The organism is Actinacidiphila acidipaludis (genome assembly GCF_019890725.1).
Classification (GTDB): Bacteria; Actinomycetota; Actinomycetes; order Streptomycetales; family Streptomycetaceae; genus Actinacidiphila; species Actinacidiphila acidipaludis.
In genome coordinates this window covers 1-20,871 of the sequence record NZ_JAINZZ010000025.1, presented here as the reverse complement: position 1 = coordinate 20,871, position 20,871 = coordinate 1, and the positions used below count along the sequence as shown (strand labels likewise).

Below are 20,871 nucleotides of genomic sequence, written 5' to 3'. Positions count from 1 at the left end.
GTGTGAGCGTGCGCTGCGAGAGCCGTCCGGCACCCGCTGCCCGGCATGCTCCGCCCGGACGGGCGGTTCAGAGGGTGTCGCGCCAGGAGTGCCGCGGGGCGTAACCGAGGACGCTGCGGGCGCGGTCGATGGCGAGGAGGGTGTCGTACGGGTCCGCCAGCTCGCGGGCGAGCTCGACGGTGGGGAACACTTCGGCGAGCAGGTCCACGGAGGGGCGGGCCATGATCGTGTCGGCCGCGGCGATGATGAAGTTCTGCGAGCCGGTGACCGGCGCGGTCAGCGCGAGCCGGCACGCCTGGGCGACGTCCCGGGCGTCCACGTACCCCCACAGGTTCCATTTCCGCAGGTGCGGATCGTCCTGGTAGCCCGGGACGAGCGCATAGTCCGCCTCGACATGGACGTTGGACAGGCGCAGGCCGACGAACGGGATGCCCGACCAGCCCGCGATCTGCTCGGCGGCTGCCTCGGCCAGCACCTTCGACAGCGCGTAGGTGCTCGTCGGGTACGGGAAGTGGTCCTCGTCCACCGGGGCGTAGCGCGGCGGCACGTCGAACGGCAGACCCAGGGTCGTCTCGCTGGACGCCCACACCACGCGGCCGAGCCGGTTGTGGGCCGCCGCCAGGAACACGTTGTGGTTCATCGCCGTGTTGGTGTTCAGCGTGTGCGCGGCCGGATACAGGCCGGGCGCCGGGATGTTGGCCAGGTGCACCACCGTGTCGGCCTCGCGCAGCGCGTCCACGGCCTGCCCGTAGTCCGTGAGGTCGGCGCACAGCAGATCCGCGCCGAGGCCGGCGGCCCAGGCGCGATCCGCGGCCCCGACGGCGACGTCCACCGCCAGCACCTTGTGCCCGTGCTCGGTCAGATCGGCGACGACGACGCGCCCTGTCTTCCCGGTCGCGCCCGTGACGGCCACCGTGCTCATACCCATGCTCCTCGCGGTTCCTCGTGCGTTCGCTCGGCAGCGGTCACCAGCGGATCCGCGGCCAGGTCGTCATCGTCAACGTTCACACGCCGCAGGTCAATGCACGATCGCTGCGGCGCGTCCACTGCCCGCCGGCCGCGGCGGGCACCGGCGGCCGACGGGCATGGGCAAGACCTCTCACGCTGCGAACCGGTGCTCCGGCACGCGGCCACGGGACGGCGCCGGAGGTGGAGTCAGGTGTAGCTGGGCACGAGCCACCGAGCCCTGTAGTGGCACGCGTGCGACTCGTCCCAGGAGTAGGAGGTGCGGCCCGAGGAGTCGACGAAGTCGAGGTCGGGGCTTGTCCAGGCCAACCACGGATCACTTCCGGGCAGTTGCGGGTGACAGTTGTCGCTGACCGTCGGATCACGCTGCTGGCATGTGGTCAGCACGCGCCCGGTCGCCGGATCGTTCCCCGTCGCCTTGACCATGCTGTAGCGGTTGACCTGCGACTCGTAGGGATAGTCGGTGCACCAGTGCGCAGCATCCGGCCCGAGCTCGGAGACCGTGGGCCAGCGGGAGATGTTGTAGCACGGGCTCTGTCCGGATTTGGAGAACTGCACCACGCCGGCATTCGCGGACACCCAGAAGCGGTCCGGATTTCCGTAGACGGGGGCGATGTCGTGAACCCAGGGGGACTTCGTCCCGTTGGCCGGCAGCTGGTAGGAAGCGCGCCGCGTCAACTTGCCCGCGCTGTAGTCGTACTGGACCAGGACGGATTGGGTGTCGGGGTGCAGCGGGTCCGCGCCGACGGCCCACAGAGTGCCCGTGGTGTCGTCCCAGAGCACCTGGTGCGCGTCGGGCAGCGACTCGGTGTCGGAGGGTGTCGCCCAGGCACTCGGGCTGTTCCCGGGCGTGCCCTGAGCGGCGGTATAGACCTTCACGGCGTTGCTGCCGACCTCGGCGACAGCCACGCTGCCGTCCGGAAGCAGTTCGACCCCGTGCAGACTGGCGGCGTGCCCGACGTTGATCGCCCATCGGTATCCGGACAGCGCGGGATAGGGCACCACACCCACGAATCCGCTGTTCCCGTCGCCGATGACGAGCAACTGCTTGCTCAGGCCGCCTGTTGAGGCGTAGGCCCCCATGGGGCGCACTTTGAACTCGGTGCCGCCCCCGAAGGTGGTCCCTCCCAGCAGAGCGGGGTCGAACACCGAATGGTAGTCGTCCGGAATCCAACGCTGGTACGGTCCCGAGGAGGGCCATACCGACGGCTTGGAGGAATCGAAGAACTCCAGTGCCGGGCTGGTCGAAGGATAACCGCCCGGGTACGGGACGCCGTAGTTGTCGCCGGACATCAGCGCTGTCGAACCGGAGTCGAACTCGACCTCCAGCGTCGGCGTGTAGTAGGCGATGCTGCAGGCGTACTCGGAGGCGCCCGGGTTCATGGAGCAGAAGTCCTTGTACGCCTTGCTGTCCGATTCACCCGCGGACAATTGCATTCCGTAGTTGGGCATAGTCCCCTGCGCCCACGCATTGACCATCGACGTCACGTCGATGCGGTAAAGGCCGTTCGACTGGTCGGGGTCGGTCTTGTCCGGGACATCGGGGCAGTCGGGGTGCCCGATGCCGAAGTTCGCCGCCGCCTGGTAGCCCGGCGTGACTCCGGGCTTGTTGTCCCAGGTGATCGTGGACTGCTGCCATGCCGAGGCCACCGGGTCCACGTACATCCACCAGCCCGCACAGGAACCCGTGTAGGCGTCGTACAGCCGCAGCTTGGCGCTCTTGATGCTCGCGCCGTGCAGCTTCGACACGTCGAACTGCAGGAAACTCCGGTACCGTGTCGCGCCATTGTCCGGTGTGCCGATATGCAGCAACGCGCCGTCCGAATGATCTCTCGGGTCGGTATTGCTGACATAGGTGTCCTGGACGCGCTTGACGATGTTCCGGGGACCGCTCTGGACCAGCGGCGCCAATCCCTGAACGGTCTCATAGTCCGCACTGGACTGCCCGTTCGCTCCCTTTGGTGCGGAAGCCGTGGCCGCAGCAGAGGCCATCTCCTGCCCCTGAGCAGGGAGCGCGATCGCCACACCCAAGGCTGTGGTCAAGCCTATGACGAGAGCCCGTACACGCACGGAACCAGCCTGGGATCGCCTGCCGTACGCCTCGCCGCCTCGAGGTTCTCCCCACCTGAAATACCTCACACAAATCCCCTCCCCTTCTGGCGATGAACGGGAGACAGTCTCCTGGAAGGGCCCTCGCGGGTACAGCAGTTAGCATGTATGCCCGTGCGGCGACAGCGAATTCCGGGCCAGAGACGAGCCGCCTGACGGGAGGGGCCGTATGACGTCCGGACACGGCCCACGCGCCGGGGCCACACAGGCCCCGGCGCCGCTGGAGCCGCGGCCGCGCATGTCCGCCTGGCGGTTCGTCATGGCCTTCGGAACCGTCAGCCTCCTGATGGACTTCGTCTACGAGGGCGCCCGCTCCGTCACCGGGCCGTTGCTGGCACACCTCGGAGCGTCCGCGCTCGTCGTGGGGGTGGTCACCGGTGCGGGCGAGGGGGTGGGACTCGTCCTGCGGCTGGGGTCGGGGCGGCTGGCCGACCGCAGCGGGCGGTTCTGGGCCTGGACGATCTCCGGCTACGCGCTGACCGTGGCCGCCGTGCCCGTTCTCGGTCTGACCGGTGTGCTGTGGGTCGCCGCCGTCCTGGTCGTGGCCGAACGCGTGTGCGCTCGCCGGCCAAGGACACGCTGCTCTCGCACGCCACGGCGGCGACCGGCCGCGGCCGTGGCTTCGCCGTGCATGAGGCGATGGACCAGGTCGGCGCCCTGATCGGTCCGCTGACCGTCGCCGGCGTCCTGGCGGTCACCGGTGACGACTACGCGCCCGCGCTGGGCGTGCTGGCCGCGCCCGGGGTGGCCGCGCTCGCCGTGCTGGTCTGGCTGCGCACGCGGGTGCCCGATCCGGTGGCCTTCGAGACGCCCCCGGCAGCGGCCGTGCCGGCGGGCGTCCCGGCGCGTTCAGCGGCGACCTCGGAGTCGCCGCGGCTGCCGCGTGCGTTCTGGACGTACGCGGTGTTCACCGGCGTCACCATGGCCGGCTTCGCCACTTTCGGCGTGCTGTCCTTCCACTTCGTGCAGCGCCACCTGGTCTCCACCGCCGTGGTGCCCGTGCTGTACGCCGCCGCGATGGCCGCCGACGCGCCGGCGGCATTGGCCGACGGATGGATCTACGACCGGGTCGGCGCACGGGCCATGGTCGCCCTGCCGGTGCTGGCCGCCGTCGTCCCGGCCCTGGCCTTCACCGACAGCGTCCCTCTGGTGGTCCTCGGAGTCCTGGTGTGGGGCGCGGCGGTCGGGATCCAGGAGTCGACGCTGCGGGCGGTGGTGGCCGACCTGATTCCGGTCGGCCGCCGGGCCACCGCATATGGGATCTTCGCCGGCGTCCTGGGTGCGGGCAGCCTTGCCGGCGGGGCGCTGACCGGCGCCCTCTACGACGACTCCGTGCCCGCTCTCGTCGGTGCCGTCGCCGCGATCCAGGCCGCGGCCCTGGTCCTGCTGCTGGTCACCACGAGCAGGTCACGCACCGTTCGGGCGGAACCGACTGAGCCGGCTGAGCCGCCTGAGCCGCCGGAACACCGTCGGCCGGGCACCACGGCGCCGAGCGTCTCCGCGGCCCGGTGATGGCGCGCACTTTTGCCGCATGTGCATCCTTTTGCCCCTGTCGGACGGAAGGAGGAGTGTGGCGGAGCGACGAGAGGTGCCATGGACATCGAAGGACGACGGATCCTGCTGCCCGGGGCCACCGGGGTCATCGGCGGCGCTCTGGCGGAGCGACTGCACGCGCACGGCGCGCGGCTGGCGATGACGGGCCGCGACCCGGCGGCCCTCGCGCGCGTGGCCGCTGCTTGCGGAGGGCCCCCGACCCGCGTCGTCGACGCCTACGACCTCGACGGATGCGCCCGCGCCCCCGAATGGGCGGCGGACGGCCTGGGCGGTCTCGACACCGTGATCGTGTGCATCGGGGTCGCCGGGTTCGGGCCGGTCCCGACCGTCTCGGACGCGGTCGCCGAGCACCTGTTCACCGTCAACGCCCTGGCGCCCATGGCGCTGCTGCGGGCGTCGCTCGCCTTCCTGCCGCGGGGCGGCGCTCTCGCGGCGGTGACCGGCGCCGTCGTCGACACCCCCACGGCGGGTATGGCGGACTACACGGCGTCGAAGGCGGCGCTGTCCGCCTGGCTGTCGGCGGTCCGCAGGGAACAGCGGCGAGCCGGCGTAGCGGTGCTGGACGTGCGTCTGCCGCACGTCGAATCGGGCTTCTCGCAGCGGGCCGTGGCGGGCGGCGCGCCGTCCCTTCCGCAGGGACTGCCGGTGAACGAAGCCGTCGACGTCCTGATCGAGGCCCTCACCGCAGACCCGCCGCCGGGCGAGCCGCGTCCTGACCGTCCTCACGGAGCTACCGGACGACCGCATGCCTGAGCAGCCGCCCGGCTGGTCGCCGGGCCACGAGGCCGGGCGCGCCGAGTCTCTGACTCCCGTCGCGCCCCGCCCCCTCCGCCGTACCCTGTTCCGCCAGTCGTGGCGCGACGTCGTCTTCCTCCACTGGGAAGCGGACCCCTCCGAGGTCGCCCGGCTGCTTCCCCCGGGAACCCACCCCGACTTCTTCGACGGCCGCACCTATGTCGGCCTGGTGTTCTTCACGATGCGGGATCTCGCCCTCGGGCGGACCCCCGCGCTCCCCTACCTCGGCACGTTCACCGAGGTCAATGTGCGGCTGTACAGCCGGGACGGGCGCGGGCGGCGGGGAGTGGTGTTCCGCTCCCTGGACTGCGACCGGCTGCTGCCCGTGCTGGCGGCGCGGGCCGCTTTCGGCCTGCCGTACCGCTGGTCGTACGCGGCGCGGCAGAGGCACGACAGCCGTCTGGTGTACCGGTCCCGGGTACGCGGCCGTGACGGCCCCACCGGGCACGTCTGGATCGACGTCGCGGACGAGGCGATGTCACCACGGCCCCTGGACGCGTTCCTGACCAGCCGCTGGGGACTGCACGAGAGCCTGCGGGGGCGCGCGTACTACCTGCCCAACGCCCACCCGCGCTGGACGTTCCGGCGCTGCGACCTGCTCGGCTGGGACGCGTCGGTGGTCGCGGCGGCCGGGCTCACCGAGCCGGTGAGCGAGCCGGTCAGCGTCCTGTACGCGCCGGAGGTCCCGGTCCGCTTCGGCCCGCCCGTCCGGCTTCCGGCGGCATGACCGGAGCCCGGGGCACGGTCGGCTGCGGATCAGCCACGTCTCCTCGCCCGCGACCGCGCATCACCCCTGAGGCGCGCGCCCTACACCCGGCCGCGGACCAGGCCCTCGCCGAGCGGCGTCCAGAGGTGGACGACGCGGCTGTCGATCCGGCGGCTGATCACCAGGCCCGCCTGCCGCAGGGCGCTCACGTGGCCGCTGGCGGTGGCGGCCGACACCCTGAGGCGAACAGCGAGTTCGCCGGTCGTTCCGCAACTGGCCAGGGCGACGAGGACGCCGGCCCGGGTCCGGCCCAGCAGCGTCGACAGGGCCCGGACGCGGTCCCGCGGGTCGTCCTCGCCCAGGGCGGCCGGGGCCGTGCCGGGCAGTTCGGCGGTCGCCGGATACACCAGGGTCTGCGGAAGCCCCGGGTCCGCGAGCGCGACCGGCATCCGCCAGCAGAACCGGGAGGGCACCAGCCGCAGGCCGCGCCCGTCGAGCCAGATGTCGCGCTCCTCGGGGTAGGCGACCACGAGCGTCGGCGCTTCCCAGCGCACCGCCGGGCCCAGCGACGCCAGCAGACCGAGGAGCCCCTCGTCCCGCAGCACCCGGGAGCGTATGGCCCGGTCCGCCTGCACCAGCGTCTCCGTCGCGCTCCACCCCGGTGCCACGACGGTCCGGTACACCCGTGCGATGGCGTCGGCCAGTTCGGCCAGCCGGAGGCTGTCGCCCTGGGCCAGGTCCTGGAACCAGGCGGGCACGACGCGGCGGGAGCGCAGGGCGCGCGCGGTCTCCTCGGCCAGCCGGGGGCGCGGGGTCGCGCGCATGCCGTCCAGCCCCGCCGCCAGCCCGTCCTCCGCGGCCGCCGGCGTCAGGAAGTCCGGGAAGTATCCGGCACGCGATGGGGCCAGCGTCAGCAGCATCCGCAGCGCGCCCTCCAGACCGCCCTCCGCGAGTGCCGACCGCGCCCGCCGCCGCCACCCGGCGAACGTCAGCTGCCCACCGCGCGAGGCGGGCGCGAGCTGATGCGCGGCCAGAAGTGTCTCCCACATCGGATCGACTCCGGTCGCCACGCGCACCCGCACGAGGTCCCGGTCGGTGAAGTGAATACGCAGCACGCTTCCCCCGGTAGCTGCCGGCGTCCCGTGGAACCGGCGCGGCGACCTGGTCGGCGCCACCGGCGTGTCGTCGCCCGGCGGTCCCCCAGACCGCGGTCGGTCCGCGATGCGGGACTTCGAATGGCGACCTCAGCATGGGGCAGCCTGGGATACGGCGATAGGCCGAATAACGCCGAAATGCCGCTCGGGCGGTTCGCCGCACCGCACGCCCCCGGATCGGCACGAACGTGCAGGGTACGTGGCTCACGCCCCATGGCTCCCGGTCCGGCGGACCCGGTGGGGAGCGAGGGGCCGCGAGCCGTCTGACCTGCGAGGTTCGGGCATTCCCGAAAGGTGTCGTCGTCACGCCCCGAAACCCGCAGCATCGTTCCTGGCAGTCCCGAGCGGTCTGCCCGTCAACGGAGGGAAGGAACATGCGAAGGATTGCGAAGGCCGCCACCGCGGTCGCGTTCACCGCTGGTCTCCTGGCGACGGCCGGTGCGACCAGTGCCCAGGCACAGCCCGCCACCAGCACGTACGAGGGCTGCCCGCCCGGCTACGTGTGCATCTACCCGAATGCCAGCTGGAACAGCGGCCACCCCTCGGAGCTGTACTACCAGTACGGAGGGCACAACCTCTCCAACCAGTACGGCGTGCACCGGGTCTTCAACAACCAGACGGGCGGCGCCCACTTGTACCTGTGCAAGGGCACCGGCGGCACGAACTGCGTCTTCCGGATCGACGCCTTCGTCTACTCGGACTACGACCTGACGCCGATCAACTCGGTTCTGCTCACGTCGTAGGACGCCGGGGATCGCCCGCCGGACGCACGTCCCGTGGGCCGGTCCGGTCAGGCCAGACCTGACCGGACCGGCACATGGGCGCCACGGGTGTCAGCTCAGCCGAGTGTCGGCGTAGACGGCCATCGCGTCGCGCTGGTAGCCGGCCAGTCCCTCGGCGATCGCGTCGAAGTTCCCCCGGAACCGCGGGTCGTCGAGGTAGGTCTGGCCCAGCCCCTTGTAGGCGGCCGCGCACGGGGTCCAGAACCGGCAGACGCCCTGGTAGTGGGCGTCCACCTCCGCCTGCACCGCCGGATCGGCGACGGGTGTGCCGGCCACCATGAACTCCGCCATGCGGATCATCTGCGCCGTCACCTCACGCTGCCATCGCTCCATCTCCTCGGCGGTCATCCCCTCGGTGGCGCGCCGGGAGCTCTCCCACTGCTCCGGCCACCGCTCACGCGCCTCCGCCTCATGGCGGCCGGGCTCGAAGCCCTCGAACAGGTTCTCCGGCCTGTTGATCCGTGCCATGTCGCTGTTGCCCCTGCCTTCCTCGAGTTCGGCGATGGTGCGGGCGACCGTGCGGGCCAGCGTCTGCAGCCGGTCGCGTTCGGCGAGCAGTCGTCGGTAGTGCCCGCGGAGCGCGGCCACTTGATCGACGTCGCTGTTCAGCACCGCCCGGATCTCGCGCAGCCCGAGGCCCAACTCCCGCATCAGCAGGATCTGTTGCAGCCGCAGCAGATCCGCCTCCTCGTAGTGACGGTGCCCGTTGCCGCCGATCGACGCCGGCGGCAGAAGGCCGATCTCGTCGTAGTGCCGCAGGGTCCGGGACGTCACCCCGGACATCCGGGCCACTTCCGCGATCGACCAGGCCATCGCCCTGCCTCCCATCCCCGGCCGGTCTCTCCGGCCACACCCGAGACGGTAGAAGTTGACGCAGCGGTAAGCGCAAGCCGATGGGCTTGCGCCGCATCGCCGCACCATCGGCGCCGCGCTATCGGCCGGGGGCCGAACCCCACGGGTCCTGGTCGTGCTCCGGAATGGACGGGGCGGCGCAGCCGGTCAAGTGCGGGCTCCAGCACGGGGTGAGTCGCCGTCAACGCAGTGGTCGTAGACGGGGTCCATGGAGGGATACGAAGCACGCAGCGAGAGGCGGCTTCCGGGAGCGTCGTCCTCGCACACGTACCGGCCCGGGCCGGACATCGCCCTGACGTGGAGCACCACTCCGTACGACGAGATGCGCACCTCCCGGACCGCCCCTGCGGGCAGGCGTGGGAGGCGTACTTCCTCCGCGCACACGTCGGCTCCGTCGCCGCCGCACCAGACCACCGATACCCCCGGGGTCTTCAGGAGCGGCCTCCGTACTCTGACTGCGACGGCCTTACCGCGCTTCAGGTCGTGCGGAGGGACACCGCGTACTCGTCGGCGTAGAAACGGCCGGCTTCGCGGACTTCCGGGTCGGCGTCGGCCAGAGCCCTCTGAACGAGATCCCGCAGCAGGGGCCACGCCTGGAGGTAGGCCAGCAGGTCACCGAGGCGCCAGTACTCGTAGTCGTCGCCACTCTCCAAGTGCTGCGTGACCAGAGGCTCGAGCTCGGGCATGAGCTCGTCGCGCCGGATCTGCGCGATCGCCGCACGGGCATAGCCGTGGAACCTGTCGGAAATGGTCAGGGCCACGAGTTCCGGAAGGAGGGCTGCCGCGTCGCGAGAGAGGCCGCCCAGGTAGAGCAGGGCTGTCGCCTGGCCGCCGACGTTCCCCCTGAGTGCTTCCCTCAGCACACCCGCCGGGTCGGCCGCGTCCTGATGGAAGTCGGCCTGCACACGGTGCAGTTCGCTCCGCGCCGCGACCACCGCGGCCCAGCGTTCTTGATCGGATGGAGTCGTCACAGTCCTGCCTCACGTCGGGATCCGCCGCCGGGAACGCGGATGCGCGACATTCGAAGCCGTGCCGCGGTGAGTGTGCCGGGGAACGAAAGGGCGGGTCGCCGCCTCTCGTGCCCCGGCACACTGGCGAGATCAGTACTGCGGCTGCGGCACGAACGGTGAGTCGACGGGTGCCTTGGGGTCAGACCCGTAGGTGTTCGGGTGCCGCTGTCCTTCCAGGCACATGAAGACCAGCGCGATGAGGCCCCCGACCAGCGGGATGAAGTTGAGCAGGATGAACCATCCCGACTTGCCCGTGTCGTGCAGGCGCCGCACAGCCACGGCAAGGGTCGGCACGATGATGGCGACCAGGTACAGCAGGTACGGGATCATCGTGTTCACCACCACCCCGAGGCCGAGCAGCACCGCGAGAGCGATGCAGTTGAACAAGGTGTACATCCAGTACTCCTTGCGTCGGGCTCTTCCGGAGAAGACGGCGTACTTCTTGAGCACGTCGATGTACCAGCGCACGTGTGTGTCCCCCCAAGGACCGGAAAGCGGAGAGTCTCGATCGAGTCGTCGAACCCAGGCCGATCAGCGGCCGGGCCAGCAGACACTAGGGGTGCTGACGTGGGCAAGTCAATCTGATCGGGGCACCGTTGCAGGCGCCGCGTTCAAGCAGGCGACGGCGCCCATCCGGAGGGGAAGAGGAAGTGCCGGGGGTCGTGCGCGTGTCCCGGCCTCGGGGCCGAGGCCGGTGTCAACCGGAGCAGGAGCCGGAACCCAAGCCGCCGGCACAGCCCCGTCACCGTGCCACAACGAGCCGCGCGTGCTGAGCGTTTCCGCAGGCCAGACCGCAAAAATGCGGCCCGGTGGCCCGGGCATCCGGCCCCGTCCGTTCGGCGAGCGTCACCCGCACCCGAACGGTAATGTGCACCGTGTGTCCGGGATTCACCACAAGGAGAGGCATATGTCATGACTGCGATCCTCCTGGTCCACGGAGCCATTGCGGACGGATCCTCGTGGAGCAGGGTCATTCCGCTCCTGAAGGGGGCCGGACACGAAGTCGTCGCGGTACAGCAGCCGCTGTCGTCGATTCCCGACGACGTGGCCAAGGTCCGCAGCGTGCTCGAGGAGCTGGACGGCCCGGTGGTCGTGGTCGGCCACTCCTTCGGCGGCGTCGTCATCACGCAGGCCGCCCATGACGCCGCGAACGTCAGCGCCATGGTGTACGTAGCGGCGTTCGCTCCCGACGAGGGCGAGAGCGCCCAGAGCCTCGGCGAGCCCTACGGTCAGCTGGAGTCCGCGTCCCACTTCAAGATCGACAAGCAGGGACGCTTCACGCTGCCGCAGGAGCTCTTCCCCAAGTACTTCTGCCCGGACGTCGAACCGGAGCAGGCCAAGGTCATGGCCGCCGTGCAGGGCGCGAGCGACGCCGCCCGCTTCGGCTTCGTCTCGGGTCCGCCCGCCTGGCGTGAGCACCCGACGCACTTCATCGTCTCCGAGAACGACCAGATCATCCAGCCGGAGCTCGAGCGCTTCTGCGCCGACCGCATGAAGGCCAGGACCACCGTCGCCGAGGGCGCCGGCCACGCGGTGATGGTCTCCCAGCCCCAGGTGGTGGCCCAGGTCATCCTGGACGCCGCGAGCTGACCCTCGGATGAACCGCCCCGCCCGGATCAGGGCAGGGACGGTTCCGCCTCGACTGCCGCGTCGTCCGCCGCCGCCGGTGCGTCGACGACCCCGAGGCGCAGGTGCTCGATGTGGTGGACTGCCTGGTCGAGCAGGGCCGCGACGTGGTTGTCGTGGAGGGCGTACACCACGGAGCGGCCCTGGCGCGTGCCGGTGACCAGACCGAGGTTGCGGAGCAGACGCAGCTGATGGGAGCAGGCGGACTGCTCCATCCCCACGGCCGCGGCCAGCTCGGTCGCCGCGCAGGGCCCTTCGCGCAGGCGGGCCAGGATCAGCAGCCGCGAGGGCGTCGACAGCGCCTGCAGCGTGGTGGCGACCTGCGCCGCGTTGGCCGACGTCAGCCGGGTGCGCGGTGGCGTGTTGCTGTCCTTGCTTGCTCCGTGGCCCATGGCACCATCTTACGGAATGAATGAATGAACGACTCTTCAACCATTCCTGTTACGGTGGAGCGATCGCCCGTCGTCGCGTGAAGGAACCGCCACCGTCATGACCACTGCCCTCGACCAGCGCCCGGCCCAGGCCCCGCCCCGGCACACGACCGCCTCCGCACCCCGGCGGCGCACCCGCGTGCTGGCCCTGGCCGAAGCCCGCTGGGCGGCGGCCGCCCTGGCGCTGTTCCTGGTCGCCCTGCCGCTGCAGCTCACCGGCGCCCCCGCGTGGGCGTGGGGCCCGCTCTACGCCCTGACCTACGCCACCGGTGGCTGGGAACCCGGTTGGGCGGGCCTGGAAGCGCTGAAGGACCGGACGCTGGACGTCGATCTGCTGATGATCGTCGCCGCCCTCGGCGCCGCCGCCATCGGGCAGGTCATGGACGGCGCCCTGCTGATCGTCATCTTCGCCACGTCCGGCGCGCTGGAAGCGCTGGCGACCGTACGCACCCAGGACGCGGTACGCGGCCTGCTGGATCTCGCGCCCACGACCGCGACACGCATCACGGACGACGGCACCGAGTCCACGGTGGAGACCGCCCGCCTCACGGTCGGCGACACCGTCCTGGTCCGGCCCGGGGAGCGCATCGGCGCGGACGGCCGCGTCCTCGACGGCACGAGCGAGGTCGACCAGGCCACCATCACCGGCGAACCGCTGCCGGTCGCCAAGCGGACCGGGGACGAGGTCTTCGCCGGAACCCTCAACGGCACCGGCGCTCTCCGGATCAAGGTCGAGCGCGACCCGTCGGACTCGGTCATCGCCCGGATCGTGACCATGGTCGAGGAAGCCTCCCGGACCAAGGCGCCCACCCAGTTGTTCATCGAGAAGGTCGAGCAGCGCTACAGCCTGGGCATGATCGCCGCCACCATGGCGGTCTTCCTCGTCCCGCTGGCGTTCGGCGCGGCGCTGACGGGGTCGCTGCTGCGCGCGATGACCTTCATGATCGTGGCGTCACCGTGCGCGGTCGTGCTGGCGACCATGCCCCCGCTGCTGTCCGCGATCGCCACCGCGGGCCGCCACGGCGTACTGATCAAGTCCGCAGTGGTGATGGAACGCCTCGGGCAGATCGACGCCGTCGCCCTGGACAAGACCGGCACCCTGACCGAGGGCACGCCCCGCCTGGCCGCCATCCGGCCGCTGAGCGGCAGCGGCCTGGACGACGACGGCCTGCTGGCCTTGGCCGCCGCGGCCGAGCACCCCAGCGAACACCCCCTGGCCCGCGCCGTCGTGGACGCCGCCCGCGACCGCCGCCTCGACCTGCCGGCCGTCGGCGACTTCTCCTCGACGCCCGGCATCGGCGTCACCGCCACCGTCGCCGGCTCCGATGTCACCGTCGGCGCCCCCGCCCGGGTCAGGGCCGCGTCCGAAGCCGAGGGCATCGCCGCCCGGGCCGCCGTCATCGCCGGCGAGCTGGAGGGCGGCGGACACACCGCCGTCGTCGTCCACCGTGACGGCCGCCCTGTCGGGGTCCTCGGCATCGCCGACCGCCTGCGTCCCGACGCGGCCGCCACCGTGACCGCCCTCGGCCGGCTCACGGGCAGCAGCCCCATGCTGCTGACCGGCGACAACCCGCGTGCCGCCGCCCTCCTCGCGTCCGAGGTCGGCATCACCGACGTCCGCGCCGGCCTGCTGCCGCAGGACAAGGTCACCGCGGTCAAGGAAGCGGAGCAGGCCGGCCGCAGAGTGCTGGTGGTGGGCGACGGCGTCAACGACGCACCCGCGCTGGCCGCCGCGCACACCGGCATCGCCATGGGCCGGGCCGGCTCCGACCTCACCCTGGAGACGGCTGACGCCGTCGTCGTCCGTGACGAGTTGTCGACCGTCCCGACGGCAGTGCGCCTGTCGCTGCGGGCACGGCGACTGGTGGTGCAGAACCTGATCATCGCCGCGGCGTTCATCACGGGCCTGGTGATCTGGGACCTCGCGGGCCATCTCCCGCTCCCCCTCGGCGTCGCCGGCCACGAGGGCTCCACCGTGATCGTGGGCCTCAACGGCCTGCGCCTGCTGGCCGACAGCGCCTGGCGCCGCGCCGGAAGCCCGCAGTGAGCCGCCGCACCCGCTCGTCGGCTCCGGCTTCCCCCGCAACGGGAGCGGCACGCTGCACGGTCACCGTCTGCCGCGGCTGCCGCTGCGGAACCGCCAACGTGCCGGGCGTCGACCACGCCGCCCAACTCGCCGAACTGCGTGCCTGGTTGACTCCGTCCGCCACGGTGCGGCCGGTGAACTGCCTGGACACCTGCGAGCACGCCGACGTCATCGTCGTCCAGCCCTCCGCCGAAGGCCGCCGGGCCGGCTGACGCCCCGTCTGGCTCGGCCTGGTCAACGACCCTGACGCCGCCGGCGACATCGCCACCTGGATCCGGGCCGGCCCAGGACTGGCCGATCCGCCCGCCATAGTCGAGCTGTACGCCTTCAGTCTGTCGCGCCGCGTCCGCCAGGCGATCGGGGACTGAACACCGCGCCGAAGTCCTGCCCTGTGCCGCCGAGGCCCCCGATGCCACCCGCGCGAGGTCTCCGCCATCCGCCATTCGGCGGGAATTCACCCGAGCCGGCTTGTGACACCGCCGGCCGTCTCCTACGTTCGCCTGGAAGGTCTACAGCAATGTAGACGTGAGCGGCTCGACATCACCCCCCGTCCGTGGCCCCGCGTCACTTCGGCTCCGCGAGGACTGTCCCGTGTCTGATCTGTCCTACCTCCAGGCCGTCACCATCGGCGCCCTTCAGGGCGTGACCGAGCTGTTCCCGGTCTCCAGCCTGGGCCACTCCGTGCTCGTCCCGGCCTGGATCGGCGGTTCCTGGCAGCACCTGGTCACCGAGAACGCCTCCGGCGACTCCGGGGCCTCTCCGTACCTGGCGTTCGTGGTGGCCCTCCACGTGGCGACCGCTCTGGCCCTGGTGGTGTATTTCCGCAAGGACTGGGTGGCCGTCGTCGGGGCGCTCTTCACGACCTTGCGCACCCGCAGGGTGAACACGTCCACGGAACGGCTCGCCTGGCTGCTCGTGGTGGGCACCATCCCGGTGGGTATCACCGGTCTGGCGCTGGAGCACACCTTCCGCACCCTGTTCGCCAAGCCCGAGGCGGCAGCGGCGTTCCTGACCGTCAACGGCGTGATCCTCTACGCCGGCGAGCGCCTGAGGCGCGGCGCCGAGGTTCGCGCGGCCGCCGCGGAACCGGAGTTGAGCGCGGGGCCGGGCGCGGCCACGGAAGGTGACATCCAGGCCCGGGCCCCGAAGCGGCGGCTCGACACCCTCGACTACCGCGAGGCCGGCGTCATCGGCCTGTTCCAGACGCTGGCCCTGCTGGCGGGGATCAGCCGCTCGGGCATCACCATGGTGGGCGGCCTGCTGCGCGGGCTGGACCACGAGGACGCGGCGAAGTTCTCCTTCCTGCTGGCCACTCCGGTCATCCTCGCGGCCGGCCTCCTCAAGCTGCCCAGCCTGGCCGGGTCGGCCGGTGACCACATCCACGGGCAGGTCGCCGTGGGCTTCCTCACCGCGGGCGTGTGCGCGTACGCGTCCGTGCGCTTCCTGTCCCGCTGGTTCACGACCCGCACGCTGACCCCGTTCGCGATCTACTGCCTGGTGGCCGGTGCCGGCAGCATGATCTGGTTCGCCTGATCCCGGTACGTCGAGCACGTCCGGTGTCCTCGCCCGGAACGTCCGCCCTCCTCGAAGGGCGGACGTTCCGGGCGACGGGATCGGGTCAGCCGACGGCCGGTTCCAGGGCGTCGAGCTCCGCGCGGACCCCTGCTGCGGTCTCGTGGTGGCCGAGTTCCTCCCAGAGGGCGTGAGCCTGCAGCAGGAGGGCGCGTGCCTCGACGGTGAGGCGGTCCGCGGCCTTGATGCGGCCGAGGTCGCCGAGGATGGAGGCCTGGGCGTAGCGGTCGCCGGCCTTGCGGGCGACCGGCAGCGCCTCTTCCAGCAGGGGCAGGCTTTCGGCGGGCCGATGGTGGTGCAGATGGACCTCCGCCATGTTGAGCAGCGCCACGGCCTCGCCGTCGATGTCGCCCACCTCCCGGTGGATCGCGATGGAGGCTCGCAGGTAGTCGAGTGCTTCCGCGTCGTCGCCCAGTGCGTCGGCACATGTCCCCAGGTTGCTGAGCGCGTTCGCCTCCATCGGGCGCCGCCCGAGGGCCCGGGACATGGCGAGGACTTCCAGCTGGCAGTCCTTGGACTCGGCCCACCGCCCCTGTCTGGCGAACAGGGCGCCGACGTTGCCCAGGGTCGACGCCTCTCCGATCCGGTCGCCGATGTCCCGCCGGATGCGGAACGAGGTGGTCAGGTTCCGCTCGGCCTCCGCCAGGCGGCCGGCCAGGATCATCAGGGAGCTGCGCGAGTTGAACAGGGTGGCCTCCGCGCTCCGGTCCCCGAGAAGCCGTGCCGCCTCGAGGCCGACGTCGATCATGGCGAGGGATTCGGCGTACCAGCCGCACTGCCGGAAGGTGCCCCCCGCGAAGACGGGGAGCATCCAGGCGACGTCGTGGACCGCGTGCCGAGCGGCGAGCCGAGTGGCCTCCACGAGAGCAGGGCGTTCCTGGTCGCACCAGGCGAGCGCGGCGGTGACGTCGGCGAAGACGGGCGGGGGTCGGCGTGGGCCGGTTTCCGGAAGGTCGGGGCGGCGGCCGTTCGGGAGGAGAAGGCGGTCGACGGCGGCCGCGCCGCCGAGATACCAGCCGGTCATCCTGCGGACGGCTGCCTGCTGGTCCGAGTCGTCGTCCTCCTCCGCCGCCTGCTCCCCGGCGTAGAGCCGCAGCAGATCGTGGAGGCGGTAGCGCCCCGGTGCCGGGCTGTCCACCAGGTGGGCGTCCACGAGGAGTTCGAGGGCTGCCTCGGTGCTCTCCTCGTCGCGTCCCAGCAGCGCGGCGGCGGCGGGCAGACCCACCTCCTTGGGGGCCAGGCCCAGCAGACGGAAGGCCTGGCGGGGGTCGACCGCCTCGTCCTCCTGGGGCTTGGGGAGACCGGTGTAGCTCAGGTGGAAGACCGCCCGGATCGCGAGGTCGGCCACCTTGAGCTCGTCGAGCCGGCGGCGTTCGTCACGCAGCCGGACGCCGAGCGCGCCGACCGGCCAGGACGGCCGTGCGGTCAGCCGAGCCGCGGCGATCTGGACGGCGAGCGGAATGCCACCGCACAGGTGGGCCAGTTCGGCCGCCGCGACCGGATCCTGCTCGACCCTGGCCGCGCCGATCCGGGCGGCCAGGAGGTCGAGGGCCTCCCCGTCCGCCAGCGGTCCCAGTGCCATGGGCCGGGCAGCCGGGATCCCGGGCAGCCAGTCCCGGCTGGTGACCAGGACGGCGCACGACCGGGCCGCGGGCAGGAGCGGCAGCACCTGGTGGGCGTCCTTCGCGTTGTCCAGCAGCACCAGCGCGCGGCGGCCGTGCAGGGCGCTGCGCCAGCGCCCGGCGAGCTCGTCGAGGTCGTCGCACGGGTCGACCTCGCGTCCCAGCGCCCTGAGCCACCCGCTCAGGACGTGGTGCGGGTCGCGGGGTGTGAGGTCGGTGCCGCCGAGGTCGGCGAAGAACCGGCCGTCGGGGAAATGGTCCGCGATGCCGTGCGCCGCCTGCACGGCGAGGGAGGTCTTGCCCATTCCGCCGCCGCCGGTGACCACGGCGATCCGTACCTGGCCGACCGGGCCCGCCACCGAGGTGAGCGTCGCTTCCAGCGCCCGTAGCTGGTCCTCGCGTCCGGCGAATCCGACGACGGCCGACGGGAGTTGCGCGACGGTCTTTCCGTCCGCTGGGCCCGGCTCGCGAGCCGCTGGGCCGGGCCCGGCGGCCGTGGCGCCGGACTCCGGGTCCGCTTCCCGCGCTGCGGCAGCCGAGGGCGTGGCCCGCTGAGCGGGCACGTGCGGCGGGTCGGCGGCGATCGCGTGCAGCCGCAGCAGTTCGTCGTCCCCCCGTGTCGCCGCGAGGAGGCTCGTCAGCGCCGCGTGGGTGATCAGGCGCTTGCCGTTGAGCCAGCGCTCCCACGAGGCGTGGCTGTAGTGGGTCAGCCTGCCCATCTCCTGGTAGGTCAGGCGGAGTTCGTCCTTGAGTGCACGTAATCGGCTGACGAGTTGACGGTGTGCCGGGCTCAGATCGTCGGGCAGCGGAGCCCAGTACGGCACGTTCGTCTCCCCACGGCGGCGTCACCAGATGGCGGTGACGCGATCTCACCGCCCAGCTCACAGGCGCGACGTCGGTGTGATTCTCACACGTTCGGTTCGCCTGCTTGGGCGCCTCTTCCGAAGTCGCGAGGATCGGCGCAGCGGACGCCGGGGGGCTCGTCGCGGAACAGGCCGGGCTGCCCCGGCGCAGGTACGGCGGTGTCCGGACGAACAGTGCCGGCGCGGCGGCTGGTCGGCCGCCGCGGCCGCGCTCGCACACACGGGGGTAGGTCATGCGGTTCAGGGTTCTCGGTCCCTTGGAGATCGTCGACGTCGACGGACGGTGGCGACCGGTCGGAGGTTCACGCCAGCGGGTGCTGCTGGCGGCGTTGCTGTTGAAGGCCAACACCCCGGTCTCCGTGGACGAGCTCGCGGAGACCGTCTGGGACGGTGCTCCGCCGGCCGGCTGCGCGCAGACGCTGCGCAGCCATGTGATGCGGCTGCGGCGCAGCCTTCCGGCCCAGGATGCGGTGGTCCTCGGGACCCGGGCGCCCGGTTATGTGCTGACGGTGGCGGACGGCGAGCTCGACGCCCCCCTCTTCGAGTTGCTGTGCCATGAGGCAGCCGAGCAGCTCCGCGCCGGTGCGTGGAGTGCCGCCGCCGACACGGCGGAACGTGCGTTGACCCTGTGGCGCGCGCAGCCGCTCCTGGACGTGCCCTCACGGCTGCTGTCCGAGACCGTCGTACCGCGCTGGGAACAGCTCCGGCTCCAGGTACTGGAGTGCCGGTTCGACGCCGAACTCCGTCTCGGCCGCCATCATGTGCTGGTGCCGCAGCTCCAGGCGCTGGTGGCGGCCCATCCTCTGCACGAGCGTTTCCGGGCCCAGTTGATGCTGTCCCTGTCGCGGACAGGACATCGTGTGGAGGCCCTGGCGGTCTACCGGTCCGCGCGGCGCACGCTGATCGACGAACTCGGCGTCGAACCCGGCCCGGAGATGACGCGGGTGCATCAGTCCATCCTGTCCGGCGACGACCCGGTCTTCGACCGCGCGGCCTGACCGCCGCCGCTCCGGGCCCGCCCGCGGAGCTTCGTCCGCGCGCGGGCCCGGAGCCGGCTCCGGTCAGCCGGCCGGTCACGTTGACACGTGCGGCAGCATCGCCGATTCCAGCAGCGACAACGTCCGCTCCCGCGCGTCGAGGCCGACGCGGACACCGACCGGCATCGGCAGATTCGGTCCGGCATGCCCGAAGTCGACGTTGCCCAGGACCGGGATGTCACGGTCGCCGAGGACGTCGAGGACGATCTCGCGCAGGGTCGGGGACGCGCCGGGCTCCAGCCCGTCGATCTCGCGCGGCACGCCCACGACCATGCCGGAGATCCGGTCGAGGATGCCGGCGTGCCGCATCACCTGCAGATAGCTCCACACATACGACGCCAGGCCGCCCATCTCCTCCCAGAACAGCACCGCGCCGTCGAACCGGTCGAGCGGCAGCGCGAAGCGCGTCGCCTGCGCCAGCACGATGCGATTGATCACCCCGCCGATCAGCCGGCCTTCGGTACGGCCGGGACGCCAGCACTCCCATGACGCGCGCGCCGGCAGCGTGCCGAGCGCCTCGCTGCCGGTCAGCAGCCTGAAGTAGATCCTTTCGAGTTCGGAGCGGCGTTCCACGGGAGCGGACTGCCAGTGTCCGCCGAAGCCGGGGACGGCCATGTCGGCGTGGAACCCGACCAGGCCCGTGCGCGCGTGGAGCACCAGATGCAGCAGGGAGATGTCGCTGTAGCCGAGGATCGGCTTGGGGTCGGCCCTGATCGCCTCGACGTCGATCAGGTCCAGGTAGCCGAGCGCCGTCTGCCCGCCGTCACTCGCGACGATCGCGCGCACCTCGGGGTCACGCAGCAGAGCGTTGAGCTCGGCGGCGATCTCCGCCGGGGTCGCGGCGCTCCACCAATGACGCCGCCCCGCCGCGAGCAGCGGAGCCCGCCGCACCCGGAATCCCATGCGTTCGAGCACGGCCACCGTCCGCTCGACGTTGGGCTCGTACGCGGCCGGCAGCGGGCCGGACAGCGATGCGACGACAACGAGATCGCCGGGCCTCAGGGCCCGCGGTCGCAGCAGTCGCGGCTGTACGGAACCGGTCATGACGCCAGTGTCGCCGCCTCCCGTGGTCGGGGCACGCGACTTTCGCGGTGCCGGTCGCCGTCCAGCCGCCGGTGCCACGGGACTTCCACAGCCGTCGCACGGAGGTGCCACGCCCCTCCGGGATGGTCTTCGTGACGGCGACGGCCGAGACACCGCAAACGGTCGTCGCAGACGTCGCGGAAGCGTCCTTTCGAGAGGGGAACGGAACCATGGCAGATCGCTCACTCACCCAGCCGATCCGGCGCCGCCTGGTCGCGGTCGCCGCCGGCGTACTCGCGGTCGGTGGCCTCACGATGGTGGCCGGTGCGCCGGCGCAGGCGGCGAGTTCGCCCCTGTGCGGCTACACGAACTCCCAGCCGGAGATCACCGTCGGCAGCCAGGGCACCGCGGTGAAGCAGGCCCAGTGCGAGCTCAACTACGCCTACGCCTACGCCCACTCCACCAACTACGGCAACGGCTCGTACAACGGCCTGACCGTGGACGGTGACTTCGGCTCGAACACGGAGGCCGCCACCAAGAACTTCCAGATCCACTGCATGGGCGCCACCGACCCCAACGGCATCATCGGCCCGAACACCTGGTCCGCGCTCAACTACTGGGTCAACCAGCCCGGCTACTGCTGAACCCGGCCGGCAGGTGGCGCCCCGCCGTGCACCGGCGGG

At 71.7% G+C, this 20,871-nt stretch carries 19 protein-coding genes and 1 pseudogene; 11 read left to right on the top strand and 9 right to left on the bottom strand.

Annotated elements, in window-relative coordinates:
- Positions 1-67: 67 nt before the first annotated feature.
- Positions 68-922: an NAD-dependent epimerase/dehydratase family protein gene (locus K7862_RS20170; protein ID WP_222964468.1), complete on the bottom strand. Its 855-nt coding sequence runs from the start codon at positions 920-922 to the stop codon at positions 68-70.
- Between the two features lie 233 nt (positions 923-1,155).
- Positions 1,156-2,877, bottom strand: a complete 1,722-nt coding sequence (locus K7862_RS20165) for a DUF6528 family protein (RefSeq protein WP_222964466.1) — start codon at positions 2,875-2,877, stop codon at positions 1,156-1,158.
- A 367-nt stretch (positions 2,878-3,244) separates the two neighbouring features.
- On the opposite strand from K7862_RS20165, the gene K7862_RS20160 reads away from it, so the two are divergent.
- From K7862_RS20160 to K7862_RS20145, 4 genes are all read left to right on the top strand, one after another.
- Positions 3,245-3,736 (top strand): MFS transporter, encoded by a 492-nt coding sequence (locus K7862_RS20160; protein ID WP_222964464.1) that lies wholly within the window; start codon positions 3,245-3,247, stop codon positions 3,734-3,736.
- Positions 3,715-4,587, top strand: a complete 873-nt coding sequence (locus K7862_RS20155) for an MFS transporter (protein ID WP_222964462.1) — start codon at positions 3,715-3,717, stop codon at positions 4,585-4,587. The genes K7862_RS20160 and K7862_RS20155 overlap by 22 nt, the downstream gene beginning before the upstream one ends.
- A gap of 81 nt (positions 4,588-4,668) precedes the next feature.
- The gene (locus tag K7862_RS20150; RefSeq protein ID WP_222964460.1) at positions 4,669-5,382 is read left to right on the top strand and encodes an SDR family NAD(P)-dependent oxidoreductase; all 714 of its coding nucleotides are present in this window, start codon (positions 4,669-4,671) and stop codon (positions 5,380-5,382) included.
- Positions 5,375-6,151, top strand: coding sequence for a YqjF family protein (locus K7862_RS20145; RefSeq protein WP_222964457.1), 777 nt, complete (start codon positions 5,375-5,377; stop codon positions 6,149-6,151). Before K7862_RS20150 ends, K7862_RS20145 begins: the two co-directional genes overlap by 8 nt.
- 80 nt (positions 6,152-6,231) lie before the next feature.
- On the opposite strand, the gene K7862_RS20140 is transcribed toward K7862_RS20145, so the two are convergent.
- Entirely contained in the window at positions 6,232-7,245 is a 1,014-nt protein-coding gene (locus K7862_RS20140) for an ArsR/SmtB family transcription factor (protein WP_222964455.1), read from the bottom strand.
- 413 nt (positions 7,246-7,658) lie between these two features.
- Between K7862_RS20140 and K7862_RS20135 the strand changes: the two genes are divergently transcribed.
- Positions 7,659-8,027 carry a hypothetical protein gene (locus K7862_RS20135; protein ID WP_222964453.1) on the top strand — a complete coding sequence of 123 codons (369 nt, stop codon included), beginning with the start codon at positions 7,659-7,661 and terminating at the stop codon, positions 8,025-8,027.
- A gap of 90 nt (positions 8,028-8,117) precedes the next feature.
- Here the strand turns inward: K7862_RS20135 and K7862_RS20130 are convergent, their stop codons facing one another.
- The 3 genes from K7862_RS20130 to K7862_RS20120 form a co-directional block, all read right to left on the bottom strand.
- Positions 8,118-8,879 (bottom strand): MerR family transcriptional regulator, encoded by a 762-nt coding sequence (locus tag K7862_RS20130; protein ID WP_222964451.1) that lies wholly within the window; start codon positions 8,877-8,879, stop codon positions 8,118-8,120.
- A 515-nt stretch (positions 8,880-9,394) separates the two neighbouring features.
- Complete coding sequence (locus K7862_RS20125) at positions 9,395-9,889, bottom strand: hypothetical protein (RefSeq protein ID WP_222964449.1); 495 nt, start codon at positions 9,887-9,889, stop codon at positions 9,395-9,397.
- A gap of 129 nt (positions 9,890-10,018) precedes the next feature.
- Complete coding sequence (locus tag K7862_RS20120; RefSeq protein WP_222964447.1) at positions 10,019-10,396, bottom strand: DUF805 domain-containing protein; 378 nt, start codon at positions 10,394-10,396, stop codon at positions 10,019-10,021.
- Between the two features lie 444 nt (positions 10,397-10,840).
- Here K7862_RS20120 and K7862_RS20115 point away from each other — a divergent pair, with 444 nt between their 5' ends.
- The gene (locus K7862_RS20115; protein WP_222964445.1) at positions 10,841-11,518 is read left to right on the top strand and encodes an alpha/beta fold hydrolase; all 678 of its coding nucleotides are present in this window, start codon (positions 10,841-10,843) and stop codon (positions 11,516-11,518) included.
- Positions 11,519-11,544: 26 nt separating this feature from the next.
- Here the strand turns inward: K7862_RS20115 and K7862_RS20110 are convergent, their stop codons facing one another.
- The gene (locus tag K7862_RS20110) at positions 11,545-11,946 is read right to left on the bottom strand and encodes an ArsR/SmtB family transcription factor (protein ID WP_222964443.1); all 402 of its coding nucleotides are present in this window, start codon (positions 11,944-11,946) and stop codon (positions 11,545-11,547) included.
- A gap of 97 nt (positions 11,947-12,043) precedes the next feature.
- Between K7862_RS20110 and K7862_RS20105 the strand changes: the two genes are divergently transcribed.
- The 3 genes and pseudogenes from K7862_RS20105 (at position 12,044) to K7862_RS20095 (ending at position 15,604) form a co-directional block, all read left to right on the top strand.
- On the top strand, positions 12,044-14,032 hold the full coding sequence (locus tag K7862_RS20105; protein WP_222964440.1) for a heavy metal translocating P-type ATPase: 1,989 nt from the start codon (positions 12,044-12,046) through the stop codon (positions 14,030-14,032).
- Positions 14,029-14,439: pseudogene (locus K7862_RS20100) on the top strand ((2Fe-2S) ferredoxin domain-containing protein). Before K7862_RS20105 ends, K7862_RS20100 begins: the two are co-directional and overlap by 4 nt.
- 223 nt (positions 14,440-14,662) lie before the next feature.
- Positions 14,663-15,604, top strand: a complete 942-nt coding sequence (locus tag K7862_RS20095) for an undecaprenyl-diphosphate phosphatase (protein ID WP_222964438.1) — start codon at positions 14,663-14,665, stop codon at positions 15,602-15,604.
- Between the two features lie 85 nt (positions 15,605-15,689).
- On the opposite strand, the gene K7862_RS20090 is transcribed toward K7862_RS20095, so the two are convergent.
- The gene (locus K7862_RS20090) at positions 15,690-18,089 is read right to left on the bottom strand and encodes an ATP-binding protein (protein ID WP_222964436.1); all 2,400 of its coding nucleotides are present in this window, start codon (positions 18,087-18,089) and stop codon (positions 15,690-15,692) included.
- A gap of 272 nt (positions 18,090-18,361) precedes the next feature.
- On the opposite strand from K7862_RS20090, the gene K7862_RS20085 reads away from it, so the two are divergent.
- Positions 18,362-19,126 (top strand): AfsR/SARP family transcriptional regulator, encoded by a 765-nt coding sequence (locus K7862_RS20085; protein ID WP_222964434.1) that lies wholly within the window; start codon positions 18,362-18,364, stop codon positions 19,124-19,126.
- 75 nt (positions 19,127-19,201) lie between these two features.
- Here the strand turns inward: K7862_RS20085 and K7862_RS20080 are convergent, their stop codons facing one another.
- Positions 19,202-20,209 (bottom strand): S66 peptidase family protein, encoded by a 1,008-nt coding sequence (locus K7862_RS20080; RefSeq protein WP_222964432.1) that lies wholly within the window; start codon positions 20,207-20,209, stop codon positions 19,202-19,204.
- A gap of 209 nt (positions 20,210-20,418) precedes the next feature.
- Here K7862_RS20080 and K7862_RS20075 point away from each other — a divergent pair, with 209 nt between their 5' ends.
- Positions 20,419-20,832, top strand: coding sequence for a peptidoglycan-binding domain-containing protein (locus K7862_RS20075; protein WP_262413490.1), 414 nt, complete (start codon positions 20,419-20,421; stop codon positions 20,830-20,832).
- Positions 20,833-20,871: the final 39 nt, after the last annotated feature.